The organism is Pedobacter punctiformis, from assembly GCF_027213715.1.
Taxonomy (GTDB): domain Bacteria; phylum Bacteroidota; class Bacteroidia; order Sphingobacteriales; family Sphingobacteriaceae; genus Pedobacter; species Pedobacter punctiformis.
Window position 1 is genome coordinate 582,910 of record NZ_JAPWGM010000001.1, and the last position, 15,305, is coordinate 598,214.

At 36.2% G+C, this 15,305-nt stretch carries 15 protein-coding genes and 1 tRNA gene; 8 read left to right on the forward strand and 8 right to left on the reverse strand.

The window, feature by feature from the left end; translation table 11 throughout:
- Nucleotides 1–12 precede the first annotated feature (12 nt).
- From dut to O0955_RS02625, 7 genes are all read right to left on the reverse strand, one after another.
- Nucleotides 13–447 (reverse strand): dUTP diphosphatase, encoded by a 435-nt coding sequence (gene dut / locus O0955_RS02595; protein WP_269425964.1) that lies wholly within the window; start codon nucleotides 445–447, stop codon nucleotides 13–15.
- A gap of 5 nt (nucleotides 448–452) precedes the next feature.
- Nucleotides 453–1,934 (reverse strand): lipopolysaccharide biosynthesis protein, encoded by a 1,482-nt coding sequence (locus tag O0955_RS02600; RefSeq protein WP_269425965.1) that lies wholly within the window; start codon nucleotides 1,932–1,934, stop codon nucleotides 453–455.
- Nucleotides 1,935–1,978: 44 nt separating this feature from the next.
- A complete protein-coding gene (locus O0955_RS02605) occupies nucleotides 1,979–2,284 on the reverse strand; it encodes an acylphosphatase (protein WP_269425966.1) in 306 nt (101 codons plus the stop codon).
- A gap of 85 nt (nucleotides 2,285–2,369) precedes the next feature.
- Nucleotides 2,370–3,314 (reverse strand): NAD(P)H-dependent flavin oxidoreductase, encoded by a 945-nt coding sequence (locus tag O0955_RS02610; RefSeq protein WP_269425967.1) that lies wholly within the window; start codon nucleotides 3,312–3,314, stop codon nucleotides 2,370–2,372.
- Nucleotides 3,315–3,316: 2 nt separating this feature from the next.
- The gene (locus O0955_RS02615) at nucleotides 3,317–4,282 is read right to left on the reverse strand and encodes a D-2-hydroxyacid dehydrogenase family protein (protein WP_269425968.1); all 966 of its coding nucleotides are present in this window, start codon (nucleotides 4,280–4,282) and stop codon (nucleotides 3,317–3,319) included.
- 4 nt (nucleotides 4,283–4,286) lie between these two features.
- Nucleotides 4,287–5,453, reverse strand: coding sequence for an amidohydrolase family protein (locus O0955_RS02620; protein ID WP_269425969.1), 1,167 nt, complete (start codon nucleotides 5,451–5,453; stop codon nucleotides 4,287–4,289).
- Nucleotides 5,454–5,589: 136 nt separating this feature from the next.
- Nucleotides 5,590–5,662 (reverse strand) — tRNA-Thr (locus O0955_RS02625).
- Between the two features lie 426 nt (nucleotides 5,663–6,088).
- Here O0955_RS02625 and O0955_RS02630 point away from each other — a divergent pair.
- From O0955_RS02630 to O0955_RS02640, 3 genes are all read left to right on the forward strand, one after another.
- Entirely contained in the window at nucleotides 6,089–6,400 is a 312-nt protein-coding gene (locus tag O0955_RS02630) for a hypothetical protein (protein WP_269425970.1), read from the forward strand.
- A gap of 107 nt (nucleotides 6,401–6,507) precedes the next feature.
- Nucleotides 6,508–6,819, forward strand: a complete 312-nt coding sequence (locus O0955_RS02635; protein ID WP_269425971.1) for a hypothetical protein — start codon at nucleotides 6,508–6,510, stop codon at nucleotides 6,817–6,819.
- A 66-nt stretch (nucleotides 6,820–6,885) separates the two neighbouring features.
- Entirely contained in the window at nucleotides 6,886–8,217 is a 1,332-nt protein-coding gene (locus O0955_RS02640; RefSeq protein ID WP_269425972.1) for a sigma-54-dependent transcriptional regulator, read from the forward strand.
- Nucleotides 8,218–8,228: 11 nt separating this feature from the next.
- On the opposite strand, the gene O0955_RS02645 is transcribed toward O0955_RS02640, so the two are convergent.
- Nucleotides 8,229–10,706, reverse strand: coding sequence for a hybrid sensor histidine kinase/response regulator (locus O0955_RS02645; RefSeq protein WP_269425973.1), 2,478 nt, complete (start codon nucleotides 10,704–10,706; stop codon nucleotides 8,229–8,231).
- A gap of 209 nt (nucleotides 10,707–10,915) precedes the next feature.
- Here O0955_RS02645 and O0955_RS02650 point away from each other — a divergent pair, with 209 nt between their 5' ends.
- The 5 genes from O0955_RS02650 (at nucleotide 10,916) to rlmN (ending at nucleotide 15,140) form a co-directional block, all read left to right on the forward strand.
- Nucleotides 10,916–11,605, forward strand: coding sequence for a helix-turn-helix transcriptional regulator (locus O0955_RS02650; protein ID WP_269425974.1), 690 nt, complete (start codon nucleotides 10,916–10,918; stop codon nucleotides 11,603–11,605).
- Between the two features lie 219 nt (nucleotides 11,606–11,824).
- A complete protein-coding gene (locus O0955_RS02655; RefSeq protein ID WP_269425975.1) occupies nucleotides 11,825–12,322 on the forward strand; it encodes a DinB family protein in 498 nt (165 codons plus the stop codon).
- Between the two features lie 99 nt (nucleotides 12,323–12,421).
- Nucleotides 12,422–12,967 carry an NADPH-dependent FMN reductase gene (locus tag O0955_RS02660; RefSeq protein WP_269425976.1) on the forward strand — a complete coding sequence of 182 codons (546 nt, stop codon included), beginning with the start codon at nucleotides 12,422–12,424 and terminating at the stop codon, nucleotides 12,965–12,967.
- A gap of 9 nt (nucleotides 12,968–12,976) precedes the next feature.
- A complete protein-coding gene (rluF, locus tag O0955_RS02665) occupies nucleotides 12,977–13,951 on the forward strand; it encodes a 23S rRNA pseudouridine(2604) synthase RluF (protein WP_269425977.1) in 975 nt (324 codons plus the stop codon).
- A 133-nt stretch (nucleotides 13,952–14,084) separates the two neighbouring features.
- A complete protein-coding gene (gene rlmN / locus O0955_RS02670) occupies nucleotides 14,085–15,140 on the forward strand; it encodes a dual-specificity RNA methyltransferase RlmN (protein WP_269425978.1) in 1,056 nt (351 codons plus the stop codon).
- Nucleotides 15,141–15,305 lie beyond the last annotated feature (165 nt).

Consider the following 15,305-nt stretch of genomic DNA (forward strand, 5'->3'; position numbering starts at 1 on the left):
CAAATTATAAAACTAAGCCTTTCCGGTATGCCCGTAGCCGCCCTCGCCCCTTGAGGTTTCCGTTAATTCTTCAACAGGCTGCCAGCTAACGGTTTCATGTTTGGCAATAACCATTTGTGCAATGCGATCGCCATTATTGATTTTAAAATCTGTATCCGATAAATTAACCAGCAAAACTTTCAGCTCGCCGCGATAATCTGCATCAATGGTGCCCGGCGAATTTACGATACTAATTCCATGTTTATAAGCCAAACCACTTCTTGGCCGTATCTGCGCTTCGTAACCTACCGGTAATTCTATGTACAACCCTGTTGGAACCAGCATGCGCTGCAAAGGTTTTAAATTTATTTCCTCTGAAACTGAAGCACGCAAATCCATGCCCGCCGCATGAGCAGTTTCATATTGGGGTAAAGCGTGTCCGGATTTATTAATGATCTTGATCTCCATCGGTTCTAATTCCTCTTTAACATTTTCATCAGGTTGTCTTTTTCAAAATAGAAAATACCAATCAAAAATACGATCAGCAAGCCATTTCCAATGTAAATATTTTGATTGAAGACTCCAAAGGATAAATAAACCAATACAATAGAAATAACCAGGTAAGCCGTCATTCGTTTTAAATTGTATGGAATCGGGTAGTGTTTTTGTCCAAGAATGTACGATATAACCATAATTATAAAATAAGCTAGCATAGATACCCAAGCTGAACCCATATAACTGAATTTCGGTATTAAAATGATGTTCATTACTATGGTAAATATTGCCCCAACCAGCGAAATGTATAATCCATACCTGGTTTGATCTGATAAACGATACCAGATTGACAAATTCATATATATACCTAAACAAACGTACCCAAACAATAAATACGGAACAGCAGGTAAGCCTACCCAGTATTTTTCGGAAATAAAATGTTTAATAATTTCAATATTAGCAGTTAAGCCAACAAATAAAATGGTTAAAGCGAGTACAAAATAATATAAAATTGTAGCATAAGTTACCCTGGCATTTTTGTTTTTTGCATGGCTGAAGAAAAATGGTTCTGCTCCTAAACGAAATGCTGTATTAAAAATACTAATGAAGATGGCCAGTTTACAAACTGCTCCATAAATACCAATGTCATGATCGGCAATGTTGTTGGGAAGATACTTGCTTAATAAAATTTTATCCAGGTTTTCGTTAATAATAAAAGATAAATTTGCAACAAGCACTGGCCAGCTGTAACCAAACATATTGCCAAATAATGCTTTATTAAATCTGAACTGAATCTCTAAAAACTGAGGAATCAGCATTAATAAGGTAACCACACTTGCAATTAAGTTGGATACAAAAACATAACCAACCCAGCGGCCTTTATACCAGGTTGACAACCAATCGCTAAAAACATGGTTCTTGATAAGAAATGGGATAACGAAAATAAAAATAAGGTTAAAGCTTACAAATACTCCAATATTTAAAAAACGGATTACGCTGTAATGCATTGGTTTTCCATCTGCCCGTAATTTTGCAAAGGGAATTACACTTATGGCATCTACAAATAAAATCCAGACAAAAAATTTAATGTATAATTTCTGATCATTTAGCTGATCAAGGCTGCCATTTAAAGTAAACCTAGCCAGATAATCGGAAAAAACATGCCCTGTAATCAGGAATAAGATTGATATAAAGGCAATGACTAAAAAACTGTTGTTGTAAACTTCCTGCTTTTTATCTTCATGTTTATTTAAGTACCGGAAAAAGGTGGTTTCCATTCCAAATGCCAAAATTGGATTGATAATGGATGCGTAACTAAACATCTTTGTAAAAATCCCATATACGCTTGTTGGATAAACCCTTGTATAAATTGGCGTTAGAATAAAGTTAAATAGCCTGGAAAAAATAGTGCTTAAACCATAAACTAATGTTTGACCCGCAAACTTTTTATATACTGACATATTTTAAAGTAAGATGGATGAGGTAAAATGTTCAATCTTTTGATTTACCATAACAGATTCTTTTTTACAACTTCGAAGTTGCGGTAGTTTTTGAGTTCACCATCAGTTACTTCCACATTTTCTACTTTAGATTTTTCCGGTCCTTCTTTACACCAATCCATAAAAGCATCTAGTATAAATTGTTCCGCTTCTGCTTCAATATAAACAGAGCCGTCCTTTTCGTTTTTAACAAAACCTTTAATGCCCATCTGATCGGCAACGGCTTTAGTGCTTGCTCTAAAAAAAACGCCCTGAACTTTGCCCGAAACGGTTATATTAATGTGTTTTACTTTTGATGGATGATCATTCATTATGATTAGTTATGATGCAAAGTTATAAGTTGAGCGAATAAGTAGGGTATCTTTTGGTTGATATTGAAATTATATTCAGGAACTTCTAGAAACTCAATGCTGTTATCTTCTGCTTTTCCAGTAAAAATTCACCCCAAATCTCTTCTAAGATAACCACAGCAGGTCTGATTTCTTTAAGCATCGAGCTTATTTGTCCAATTTCCAGTTCACCATTTTCCAGGTCGCCCTCAAACATGCCCAATTTCGCTCTTGCCCTGCCTAAAAGTTCCATCAGCCTTGTACGATCTGCACCTTCAGCCTCTGCCAGTGCAATTGTATCAGCGAATTCATTTTTTAATAACCGCACCGGAACCAGTTTTTTCATGGCCAGTTTGGTATCCCCTTCAACCGACGATATTATTTTATTTTTAAATGCCGGATGCGCAGATGATTCTTCCGCAACAGCAAAAGCAGAACCAACCTGAACGCCCTGAGCACCTAAAGCAAAAGCAGCAAGCATAGCTTTTCCACTGCCAATTCCGCCAGCGGCAATAACCGGAATTTGTAATGCTTCGGTAATCATCGGAATTAAACAAAGTGTAGTGGTTTCCTCTCGTCCGTTATGCCCACCAGCCTCAAACCCCTCTGCAACAACCGCATCAACTCCTGCTTCCTGTGCTTTTAAGGCAAATTTTGTATTGGCTATAACATGAACAACCGTAATACCATGCGCTTTTAAAACCCCAGTCCAGGTGGCCGGATTACCGGCAGATGAGAAGACAATTTTAACACCTTCTTCAATAACGATATCTATAATTTCCTTAATATTTGGATACAACAAAGGAATATTTACTCCAAAGGGTAAGTTTGTTGCTTCTTTACATTTTTGAATGTGTGTGCGCAATACTTCCGGGTACATGGAGCCCGCACCAATAATGCCCAAACCACCCGCATTAGATACCGCCGAAGCTAAACGCCAGCCGCTACACCAAATCATACCGGCTTGTATAATTGGATACTTGATGTTAAATAGTTTACAAATTGCGTTCATGTTTATCTTAATGTTTCAGGATTAGCAAGATTAGTGGGATTTCCGGTGGCGTAATTTATAATATTTTCAAATGCTTTACCAAAATACAATTCGTAACTGTTTTGCTCTACATAACCCAAATGCGGGGTACAAATTACATTTGGCATTTTTAAAAGTTCAAAATCTGTATTATAAATGGGTTCTGTTTCATAAACATCTAATCCCGCAAAACCAGGCCGACCGGCTTTTAAACATTGTAATAATGCACCATCCTCTATTAATTCAGCTCTTGAAGTATTAACTAATAAAGCCGAAGTTTTCATTTGGCTTAAATCCGTTTCCTTTACGATTCCAAAAGTTGCTTCGTTTAAACGCAAGTGCAGAGAAATAACATCGGCAGTTTTAAAAAAAGCAGTTTTGCTTTCTGCAGCTTCAAGTCCATCTTCAATTGCATTTGCTCTTGATTTTTCACTCCCCCAGATTAAAACTTTTGCGCCAAAAGCTTTGGCATAACCAGCAATCATTTTCCCTATTTTACCATAACCCCAAATACCAATGGTTTTACCATAAACCGTTGTACCGATATTGGTTTGCCAATGACCATTTTTCATGCCCTCTATAGCATTTGGAATCTGCCGGAGCCCATTCATAATCAATATCCAGGTTAATTCTGCGGGGGCAATAGGCGAGCCAACGCCTTCTGCAACAACAACCTTATATTTTGAACAGGCTTCCAAATCCAAGTGGTTGGATATTTTACCCGTTTGGCTAATCATCTTTAAATTTGGTAATCGCGAAAGTAAGGATTCAGTAATGGCTGTTCTTTCTCTAATTAACACCAAAACTTCTGCATTTTTAATTTTTTCTGCTAAAACATCAGGATCCTTTTCTGTTTCATTTAGTATTAAAACATCGTGATCTTTTAGTAAACCGTAGCAGTTCAGTGTTTTTACTGCTTCCTGATAATCATCTAATATGGCTATTTGCATGGCTTTAAATTATCTTTTGAACCTCATCATTTTCTATTACGAAATCGTTGGAGAGATTAATCAAGTTTAAACCGGGTATTTTACCAGGCTCTAAAGTTCCCAGTTGTTTTTGCATACCCAAAAATTCTGCACCATTTATAGTGGCCCATTGCAAAAGATCTTCAAAACCAATATGTTTTTGAGTTTGCAGGGTTTTCATTTCAGACAGAATATTGAGTTGGTGATTGCTCGCTAAACTATCTGTACCTAATGTTATTTTAACTTCCTCATCCATTAATAAATCCACATCAGGGAGTTTATTTTCGATGTAAAGATTAGCCTCAGGGCAAAGACACCAGTACAAGTCAGCATGAGTTTTTTTTGCAAACTCTACATCAGCCTTATTGGTTACCGTGTTATGAACCAGCAATGTTTTTTGATTAATGCAAGGCAACCACGTTTGTAAAGATGTTTTTCCTGAGGGTTGAAAGAAATCGATATTAAGGTTCAAAAAGTCGTATAATTTTAAGAAACCTCCAGATTTTGTTTCAAAAAAGGAGTTTTCGTCGGTTGTTTCCTGATTATGTACACTTAAAAAAGAATTTTCGGCTTTTGCATATTCATTAATCAGCTGAAATAATTTTTCGGATACCGTATAAGGGGCATGTGGAACAATGGAAGATGGTAATGGATCAAATTGTAATTTTATTCCTCTGGCATGCTCCATAACGGCATCAGCCCTTTCAGGATTAAAACCTATCGCTTCGATAAAAGTATGGTAATAGATTTTGCTTACTTCTTTGATCTCTTTTGAAGCCGTTTGGTTAGAAATATCGCCCACAGCAACAATACCGTTTTTAAACATTTGTTCGTCTGCACTTTTCATGGCTGCAGTTATTTGTTCTGCATCGTTCTGCCTGCTTTTAATAACAGATTGCACAAACTCCACTAATCCGGTCTGTATTTGAATTGCCCCAAGCATGTGCGATAATTCCAAATGGCAATGTGTATTAATAAAGCCAGGCACTATAGCACCTTTATATTTATTGATATTTTGCAAATCCAGATTAACCGCCTCTTCTTCGGAAAGCACCTCTTTAATTTCACCTTTTCCGGTTACCACTACCACTCCATTTTTAATAGGTGACTGATTTACGGGGAAAACCCAATCGGCAGAAAAGTATTTTAGCATAATCACAAATTAAAGGGAATAACGGGAAGCAAAAAAATTTATTTTTTGATCAGAATATTTTGTCTGTAATATTGATTTTTTGAAATCTCTGCTAAATTACTAAGAAGAATAAGAGATTATATGAAAGAAAAAAAAGAGCCTCCTATCGGAATCGAACCAATGACCTACTGATTACAAGTCAGTTGCTCTACCAGCTGAGCTAAGGAGGCTTTAATTTTCTGCAATTATAGAAAAAAAACTTCTTTTTTAAAACGCGATTTAAAATTTTCAGTCCATTATTCTTTCCGCTATACTATTGCTTTATTTAATCCGGAACATAAATAATTGAATATCAAATTTATTCAACAATAATATAGCAGTACAAATTGTACAGAAAATTTTAGTGCTTAATTATAAGACAACATTAATCCTGCTTTTTGGCACACCTACTTAAACCGATTTTAAATTTAACAGAGGTAAAAGCAGTTCTTTCTGTTGCGCTTACCCCCATTATGTGGAGTTTCTCCACACTTTTATTTCCGTTCGAGAAGTCATAAAACACTCATAACAAGCTGTTTAAAAAAATAATTCTCCTTTGGCACCATTATGTAACCTTAGCCAGTATTGTTACACATATAAATTTTAAAATCATAACTATGAAAAAGTTCATTTTATCAGCAGCATTAGCTGTAGCGGGATTTACAGCAGTACAGGCAAGTGAAGTAAAAGATTTAAAAACTACTGCAATCGTTGCAGTTCAAGATAGCGTTACTAAAACTCCTGTTAAGTTAGAAGAACTTCCTGAGCCGGTTACTACAGCTTTAAAATCTGACACTTATAAAGGATGGGCAGCTACTGAAGCCTGGTTAGTAAAAGATGGAACTAAGGAATACTATTTAATTAATGTTAAAAAAGAAGCTGAAACTGGTTCAGTTAAAATTGACAAAGACGGTAAACCAGTTCAATAAACTAAATATCATCTATCTATAGGTAAAGTCGGGTAAAACTGACTTTACTTTAAAAAAGTATATTACTTAACAGTCCTTCAACAGGGCATCATTTAAAAAATACAACTATGAAAAAGTTCATTTTATCTGCAGCATTAGCTGTAGCAGGATTTACAGCAGTACAAGCAAGTGAAGTAAAAGATTTAAAAACGAATGCAATTGTTGCAGTTCAGGATAGCGTTACTAAAACTCCGGTTAAGTTAGAAGAATTACCTGAACCAGTAACTACTGCCTTAAAATCGGATACTTACAAAGGTTGGACAGCTACTGAAGCCTGGTTAGCAAAAGAAGGAACTAAGGAATATTACATTATCAACGTTAAAAAAGAAGCAGAAACTGGTTCTATTAAAATTGATAAAGACGGTAAGCCAGTACAATAACCCGAAATATTACATCTACCTAATAACAAAAGCCGGATTTTCTCTGGCTTTTGTTATTTTTGCTATATGGCGAGAATCCTGATTTTAGAAGACGATACAACTTTTGCTCAATTATTAGAAGGCTTTTTAATTAAAAATAAGCACGAGGTTACGCTTGTAACCCATATTCGCCAATCATTTAAATTAATTGAACATCAGGAATTCGATTTACTCTTAATTGATTACCGATTGCCTGACGGGACGGGATTTGAAGTTTTAACGCACATCCGTGATCTTGGCCTTTCCATTCCAATTATCATCATGACCAGTTTTAACGATGTTAGAACTGCTGTAAAATCAATTCAGCTTGGTGCTTTTGATTACATCACTAAACCAGTAAACCCCGATGAACTTTTAATGGTGATTAAAAATTCCTTATTAAAAAAGGAAGGCAAAATCAAAGAACAAAAGGATACCGGAACCGATTTTATAAAAGGTAAAAGTGCCATTGCCGATAAATTATATGAACACATTAACCTGGTGGCGCCAACGGATATGTCGGTCATTATACAGGGTGAAAGTGGAACAGGTAAAGAATATGCCGCCAGAACTTTACATAAACAGAGTAAACGGGCCAATAAACCTTTTATAGCGATAGATTGTGGTGCTTTATCAAAAGATTTGGCTGCAAGCGAACTTTTTGGTCACATTAAAGGTGCCTTTACCGGTGCTTTAAATGATAAGAAAGGACAATTTGAGGCTGCAGATGGTGGAACTTTATTTTTAGATGAAGTGGGTAATCTGAGTTACGAAGTTCAGATTAAATTATTACGTGCTTTGCAGGAGCGGGTTATTCAGCCTTTGGGCAGTACAAAACAAATTCCGGTTAATGTGCGGATTATTACCGCAACAAACGACGATTTGGCAAACAGTATGCAGCAGGGCGAATTTCGGGAAGATTTATATCACCGTTTAAACGAGTTTAAAATACAATTGCCTGCTTTAAGGGATCGTGGTAGCGATTTAGAATTATTTATCAATCACTTTATCCAGTTATCCAACCGGGCTTTAGATAGAAATGTAGAGCGTATTTCTAGTGATGCTAAAGCTTTATTATTGCAGTACGATTGGCCTGGAAATTTGCGTGAATTAAGTAATGTAATTAAAAGAATGGTGTTATTAAGCACTGGAGAGGTTGCACAAGTTGAGGCCTTACCAGATGAAATGATGATTTCTATTAATCAACAGCTTCCTAAAAACAGCTCTTCTGATTTAAAGGCGGTTAATGAATCCAATGAAAAAGCTTTGATTACCGAAACTTTAATTAAGGTAAAACACAATAAATCTAAAGCGGCTAAACTTTTAAATATCGACAGGAAAACTTTGTATAGCAAAATGGAACGCTACGGAATTGAATAGATCAATTTCTATTAAACCGACATCGAATGATCCATCTCTTCCATAAAATCAATCAGACTGTCCAACTTTTTAAGTTCCAATAAAATACCCTTCCTGTTTTTTTCGGTTAGTCCATTGCCGTCAATTTCTATTTCGAGTACCCTAAAAGCAGAAGCTAATGTTTTGGCGCCCATTTGTGCGGTTCGGCCTGCAAGACGGTGAACCAATAACCTGCTTTTATCCTGATCGTTTTGAATTAAACAATCTTTTAATTCCGCAGCATCCTCTTTACAATCTTGTTTAAATCTGGTTAATATCTTATCCAGTAATTGCTGATCGCCGAAGGTCATCTTTTCAATAGAAGAAAAGTCAAACTCCGGTTGTTCAGCCGGAATTTCTGTTCTTTCAAAAATGGACAATAAATCTACCGCACGGAATGGTTTCATAATCAGCCCATCAAAGCCTTCGCTGAGTACAATTTTCCTTTCTTCGGGTAAAACCTGAGCCGTAATGGCGAAAAACTTGACATGAGCAGGCAATTTCTTCCTTAAAATATGGCAAAGTTCAATACCTGACATTTCAGGCATACGCATATCGATTAAAACATATTTAAGATTTTCATCCGGCTCTTCCTGCAAAATATTGGCCACCTGATTAAAGCCTTTGAAAGGAATCTTGTTTTTTTCAAAAATCAATCCGCACAAATCAAGGATTAATCTATCATCATCAATCACCCAAACTTTTCCAGGTGTAACGATGGCAAAATGTTCCAAATCCAAAGCATCGTTTACCCGTTCATTGGTATACTCGTATTTCAGGTAAATATTAAATGTGGTGCCTGTGCCGGGTTTACTTTTAACATAAATTCTTCCACCCTGATTTTCTATCAGCGACTTCACAATTGTTAAACCTAAACCCGTTCCGGCTTGGTTAATTAAGTGTTTTTCGGGCGTTTCTATCTGTTCAAATTCTCTGAATATTTTATTAATATCCGTTTCTACAAAACCAATTCCCGTATCTTTTATGGTAAAGTTAAAGTGCAAATCATCTTCCTGTCGCTTGCAGGATACAGTTAGCGTAATTTCACCTTTTAGAGTAAACTTAACCGCATTGCCCAATAAATTAAACAGGATTTGCTTTAAGCGAAAGGCATCTCCTTTAACGAATTCAATCCCTGATAAATCTAAATCTACTATTAAATTAAGAGATTTTTGCTCAGCCAGTGGACGCATAACTGAAATCACTTCATCCAAAACTTTCTTGAGATCAAAAACCTGATTGTTAAAGCTAAATTCGCCGGAGATAATCCGGTTGTAATCTAAAACCTCATTTACAATCTGCAATAAATGAATGGATGACTGATAAATGGCATTTACATCTTTTTTGCTGGGCGAATCCTGTTGGGTAATTAACTCTGCATAACCTAAAATAGATTGTAAAGGGGTTCTTATTTCGTGACTCATATTAGAAAGGAACCTTTGTTTTGCCTTTCCATGATATTCTGCTTCATCTTTTGCAGCTTCGAGTTCTTTCCTGTATTTGTTGCTTTTTGTAATATCTGATAAAATAAGGTACAGCAGAATTACCGTAAGCAAAAAGAAAGCAATTAAAATGGCGGTAATTTGGGTAATGCCATCATTTACCACTTCTTTTGCCTGAATGCCGTTTAAATCTACCTGGGCAACGGCCTCGCCCTCTACCTCACGCAAAATTTGCAGCATTTGTGCGGTTAAGGCATTACTGGCATTAGATAAGTCGGCTTCTTTCTTTAAAAATTTCTGGCTCTTCAGGCGTTGTTCAAGTTCAATGTTTTTCAAAGAACCTGTCATGCTTTTCATAATGCTGTCTTCAGCCTTTGCATTTAACGTATCCCGTTTTACCTTAAACTCCTCGTTAATAATTTTATATACATCAGACTTCTTTTTGCCAAAAAGTTTACTTAAAAACCCTCTTGATTTAGCTTCTTCATCCGGTGCAACAGTTGTGGTTGAAGTTGTTGTTTCTGTAGTAAGTACGGCACTATCCGTTTGTATTGACCTTTTGGCAACAAGCTCATTCAATTTCTGAACTTCTTCAGAAAAAGATTTGGTGTTAACCAGCGTTTCTCTAACTTTTAAATAATTTACAAACTGTTTATCCCGGTCGGTTAGCAGGTTTTTAATCGATTTAATCCTGGCCAGCTGGGCAGAGTCGCCAACATACAGTTTTCGAAGCGTATCCAAACTGGATCTTAATTTTCTGGATTCTCTTAAAAAACTATAATCCCCCTGTTTATTAAAGGCCTCATCACGTTGAAGTTGATCCAAACGGGCTATTTTATGCGATAAATCGTTAACAATTCTTAACCTGTCATTCGGCGCCGAAATTTCTTCAACTGTACTCAGCATACGGGTAAATGCAAATTTACTGATCCCCCAGGCCAGCAACAGCGCTAAACAGGCAAATAAAAACCCGAAAATTACTTTACTTTTTACTGCCCTGAAAAAACGTTTTTGAATTACAGCCGCCATTTAAATTCTGATTGTTTACCCTTTACAGTATTTATAACGATTTTTTTGAAGAAAAGGGATGTGCCTATAGTTCGCAAATAACGTACCACATAACATTTATAAGTTAATAAGTACCTATAAACCTATTTTTTGTTTAAAAAATCTATTCGTGCCAGGCTCAAAAACATTGATTAAATGTTTAATTTTATCCACCAAGCCTGACAAACATTATGAATCGTATTGACCGCCTTTTTGGAATTTTAACGCTGTTGCAATCAAAGAAATACGTCACTGCGGATAAAATTTCAGAACGTTTTAATATGAGTGTTCGCACCGTTTACCGGGATATTAAAGCGTTGCAAGAGCAAGGCATTCCGGTTAGTTTTGAGCAACACAAAGGTTATTTTCTGGTTCAGGGCTATTTTTTACCCCCGGTTTCCTTTAATATGGATGAGGCTAATGCTTTGTTGCTGGTAGAAAGTTTGGTTTCGGGTTTTGCAGACCGTTCCATTATAGAACATTATGCTACTGCATTAACGAAGGTAAAAGCTGTTTTGAAATCAAGCCAGAAAGAAAAACTCGATAGCTTAAATCAGCACATTAAACTCCAGATACCCGAACGGTTGCGTTTCAACTTTGAATATATTTCCTTAATACAGCACGCCATTTCAGAAAAAAACCTGATTGAACTGGAATATAAAAATGTAAAGGAAGAAGTAAGCAAGCGTCAGGTTGAACCGATTGGATTAGTTTTTTATGCCTTTAGCTGGCATCTCATCGCCTGGTGTCACATTCGCAATAATTATCGTGATTTTAATCTTATTCGTATTATTGCTCTTAAAAATTTAGGCATACCTTTTAAAAAAGTTGAGCACATGCCTTTAAGTGATTACATGAGGATGCTACCTGTTGATTATTAGACCCATGACAATTTTTTCGGTAAGCACAGGCAAATCCAAAATACTTACTTTAGAAAAATTTTAAGCCCGTATTTTTGTTTCTTTTGATGTCAAAAGAAAAGAACCCGTCCGGTCAGGACAAAATTTTCACATTATTTTTTTACGCTGCCATAGGGCTGTCACTCTGCACTGTTTTCTTTGTTCAACATTAGTTAACGAATAGAAAAACAAAACGAAAACATGGAAATCATTAAATTATTATTGACGGAATTAGAAGGAGAAGCTAAAACAACCAAAAAATTTTTAGCGTTGGTACCAGCAGATAAATTTGGTTGGGCTCCGCATGAAAAAAGTATGAAAATGAAATCTCTGTCGGCTCATATTGCCGAACTTCCAGCCTGGATTTCATTAGCTTTAACCACCGATGAATTAAATTTTGCCACAACACCTTATGTTGAACCTGAAGTATCAAATGCTGACGATTTAGTAGCACTTTTTGAAAAAAGTTATGCAGATGGTAAGTCACATTTAGAAAAAGCTAATGAGGCCTTGTTAAGTAAATCATGGATTTTAAAAAATGGAGATCATGTACTGGCAGATTACACAAAATATGAAATGATCCGCCAAACTTTTAGCCAAATCATACACCACAGAGCACAATTAGGTGTTTATTTACGCTTATTAAACATTCCGCTTCCCGGAAGTTATGGCCCAAGTGCGGATGATCAATCCTTTTAATTAATAGATACGAAGGCGCAAAGAACATAATGGTGTAAAATCTCTTATGCATATCTTTTGCGTCTTCGTTGTTTATAATTGCTTTGGTACATTTAATGCATGAAAAACATTTTTGCAATTTGTGGCAGCACCAAAGCATCATCAACCAATCAACTTTATATCAAAGCAATTGGCAGATTGCTTCCAACTGATTTTAATCTCGAAGTGCTGCCTTCTATTGCAGATATTCCACATTTCAATCCCGATTTAGATATTGATCCTTTACCTGAAAGTGTAATCCGTTTCAGAAATAAAATCGAAAGGGCTGATGGTATTTTAATTTGCACACCTGAATATGCAATGGGCTTGCCTGGTTCATTGAAAAACGTGTTAGACTGGACCGTGAGCAGCGCTTCTATCTCTAAAAAACCTGTACTTTCTGTTATCGCATCGTCTCAGGGCGAAAAGGCTTTTCAATCGTTAATTGATATTTTAACTGTGATCGAAGCAGAAGTATTTCCATTATTAATTTCGTTTGCTAAAACTAAAATAAACGATCAGTTTAACATTACTGACAAACATACTTTAGAATCACTTCATACTCAGATTACCGATTTTGTTGAGGCGGTAAACAGATTAAGGGCTAAAAACAATTTATTTCCGTAAAATTGCAGCATGAACAACTCTTCTGCAACCCGTTTAAATAAATTCATCAGCGAAAGTGGATTATGCTCCCGTCGCGAAGCAGATAAGTTTATCGAACGGGGAAGCGTTTTTATTAATGGAAAAAAAGCCAAAATAGGTGATCAGGTTTTTGCCGGCGATCGGGTAATGGTTAATGGCCATAACATTGAGCCCAAAGAGGAAGAAAATTTTGTTCTGTTGGCTTTTAATAAACCCGTTGGGATTACCAGCACAACTGAATCTAACGTACGCGATAATATTGTTGATTATGTAAACCACAGCGAGCGTATTTTTCCAATTGGCCGTTTAGATAAAGATTCCTCAGGACTCATTTTCTTAACCAATAATGGTGATATTGTTAACAAGATTTTAAGAGCCGGAAACAAACACGAAAAGGAATACATTGTTTCAGTTAACAAACCTATAACCGAAGATTTTATTAACGGAATGGCTAATGGCGTTCCTATTCTGGGTGTAAATACCCGAAAATGTAAGGTTAAACAAATCAGCACCTTTGTTTTCAATATCATACTCATTCAAGGATTAAACAGGCAAATCCGTCGCATGTGTGAGCATTTTGGCTATGAGGTAACCAAGTTAGAGCGTACCAGGATTATGAACATTAACCTTAAAGGCATAGCCCTGGGCGAGTGGCGGGAATTTAATCCTGAAGAGATGGACAGCATGATGAAAATGATTGAAAAATCGTCTTCGTCAGAAAGTGTTACCAAAGTTAAAAAGCCGGCAAAAAAGAAAGGAAATTCATGGGAAGAAATTCCGGAGTTAAAACAAGAACAACCTAAAAAAGCCTTTCGCCCTTCTAAACCTTCATCTCATAAAGGGCCGGCTAAAAAATCTACCGGCAATTCAGGCAAGCCTGCTGCAAAAGGAAATGCTAACCATCGAAATTCAAGGCCTGTAAAGGGTAAACCTGCCAGCAAACAAAACTCCAGAAATAAGAGATAATTGCATAAAAATGATGAGTTTAAACTGACACCTTGCTAAGAGTTGTTTAATAATTGCAATCTTACACCTTGCATTACAACACATTAGCTTTCAATCTTTCTGCTTACACCTTTTTTAAGTATCTTTGCGGCAAATGGTAACAGTAAAAAAAACCGATATCCGTGCATTAGATTTGCCGCAACTGCAACAGCATTTTATAGCTATGCAGCAGCCTGCGTATAGGGCTAAACAGGTATATCAATGGCTTTGGGAAAAATCGGCAACGAGTTTCGAAGATATGAGCAATCTCTCTAAAGATTTGCGTAAAGTATTAGACGAAAGTTTTGCAATCAATGCTGTTCAAGTCAATAATTCTCAATTCAGTAACGATCATACCATTAAAAATACCTTTCGTTTAGCCGATGGAAACATTGTTGAGGGCGTTTTAATTCCATTGGAAGATCGTATGACCGCTTGCGTAAGTTCGCAGGTGGGCTGTAGTTTAACCTGCAAATTTTGTGCAACTGGCTACATGGATCGTAAGCGCAATTTAAATGCAGATGAAATTTATGATCAGGTTGTTTTAATTGATAAACAGGCCAAACAGAATTACAATAATCCATTAACCAATATTGTGTACATGGGTATGGGCGAGCCATTGTTAAACTATGCCAATGTATTAAAATCTATTGAGCGCATTACCGCACCTGATGGATTGAACATGAGTTATAAACGCATTACGGTTTCTACAGCAGGCATTGCCAAAATGATTAAAAAACTTGGTGATGATGGTGCAAAATTTAATCTTGCGCTTTCGCTTCATGCGGCTGACGATAAAAAACGAAATGAAATTATGCCAATTAACGAGGCAAATTCGTTAAAAGCTTTGGCCGATGCACTAAAATACTATTTCGCAAAAACTAAAAATCCGGTTACTTACGAATACATTGTTTTCAATCATTTTAATGATGAAATTTCTGATGCAATGGATTTGGCTAAATTCTGTAAGCATATCCCTTGCAAGGTTAACCTGATTGAATATAATCCAATTTCTTTTGCTGATTTTACCAATGCCGAAGGCGATAAAATTGATGCTTTTGCCAATTATTTAAAAGGCCAGGGCATTACCACAAACATCCGCCGAAGCAGAGGTAAAGATATTGATGCAGCTTGTGGCCAGCTAGCAGTAAAAGAAGAAGCAAAAAACTAACTTCACCATATTATTACTTATTATTTCCATTAATTTAGAGGAATGGAATTGTTCAGTTTTAGGTTTCTGGCTTGAAAATAATAGTACCAGGGTTACCTTATCCTGATAAAAGGAATTAACTAAAAAGACAGTTTTTTTTACATAGGAACAGCACAATAGTTTGTA

Bases quoted from the DNA above. Each gene is read 5' to 3' on its own strand.
- O0955_RS02645 (WP_269425973.1), bottom strand. From the start codon at position 10,706: ATGGCGGCTGTAATTCAAAAACGTTTTTTCAGGGCAGTAAAAAGTAAA.
- O0955_RS02650 (WP_269425974.1), top strand. From the start codon at position 10,916: ATGAATCGTATTGACCGCCTTTTTGGAATTTTAACGCTGTTGCAATCA.
- O0955_RS02660 (WP_269425976.1), top strand. From the start codon at position 12,422: ATGAAAAACATTTTTGCAATTTGTGGCAGCACCAAAGCATCATCAACC.
- O0955_RS02640 (WP_269425972.1), top strand. From the start codon at position 6,886: ATGGCGAGAATCCTGATTTTAGAAGACGATACAACTTTTGCTCAATTA.
- dut (WP_269425964.1), bottom strand. From the start codon at position 447: ATGGAGATCAAGATCATTAATAAATCCGGACACGCTTTACCCCAATAT.
- rlmN (WP_269425978.1), top strand. From the start codon at position 14,085: ATGGTAACAGTAAAAAAAACCGATATCCGTGCATTAGATTTGCCGCAA.
- O0955_RS02600 (WP_269425965.1), bottom strand. From the start codon at position 1,934: ATGTCAGTATATAAAAAGTTTGCGGGTCAAACATTAGTTTATGGTTTA.
- O0955_RS02615 (WP_269425968.1), bottom strand. From the start codon at position 4,282: ATGCAAATAGCCATATTAGATGATTATCAGGAAGCAGTAAAAACACTG.
- O0955_RS02620 (WP_269425969.1), bottom strand. From the start codon at position 5,453: ATGCTAAAATACTTTTCTGCCGATTGGGTTTTCCCCGTAAATCAGTCA.
- O0955_RS02655 (WP_269425975.1), top strand. From the start codon at position 11,825: ATGGAAATCATTAAATTATTATTGACGGAATTAGAAGGAGAAGCTAAA.
- O0955_RS02630 (WP_269425970.1), top strand. From the start codon at position 6,089: ATGAAAAAGTTCATTTTATCAGCAGCATTAGCTGTAGCGGGATTTACA.
- rluF (WP_269425977.1), top strand. From the start codon at position 12,977: ATGAACAACTCTTCTGCAACCCGTTTAAATAAATTCATCAGCGAAAGT.
- O0955_RS02635 (WP_269425971.1), top strand. From the start codon at position 6,508: ATGAAAAAGTTCATTTTATCTGCAGCATTAGCTGTAGCAGGATTTACA.
- O0955_RS02605 (WP_269425966.1), bottom strand. From the start codon at position 2,284: ATGAATGATCATCCATCAAAAGTAAAACACATTAATATAACCGTTTCG.
- O0955_RS02610 (WP_269425967.1), bottom strand. From the start codon at position 3,314: ATGAACGCAATTTGTAAACTATTTAACATCAAGTATCCAATTATACAA.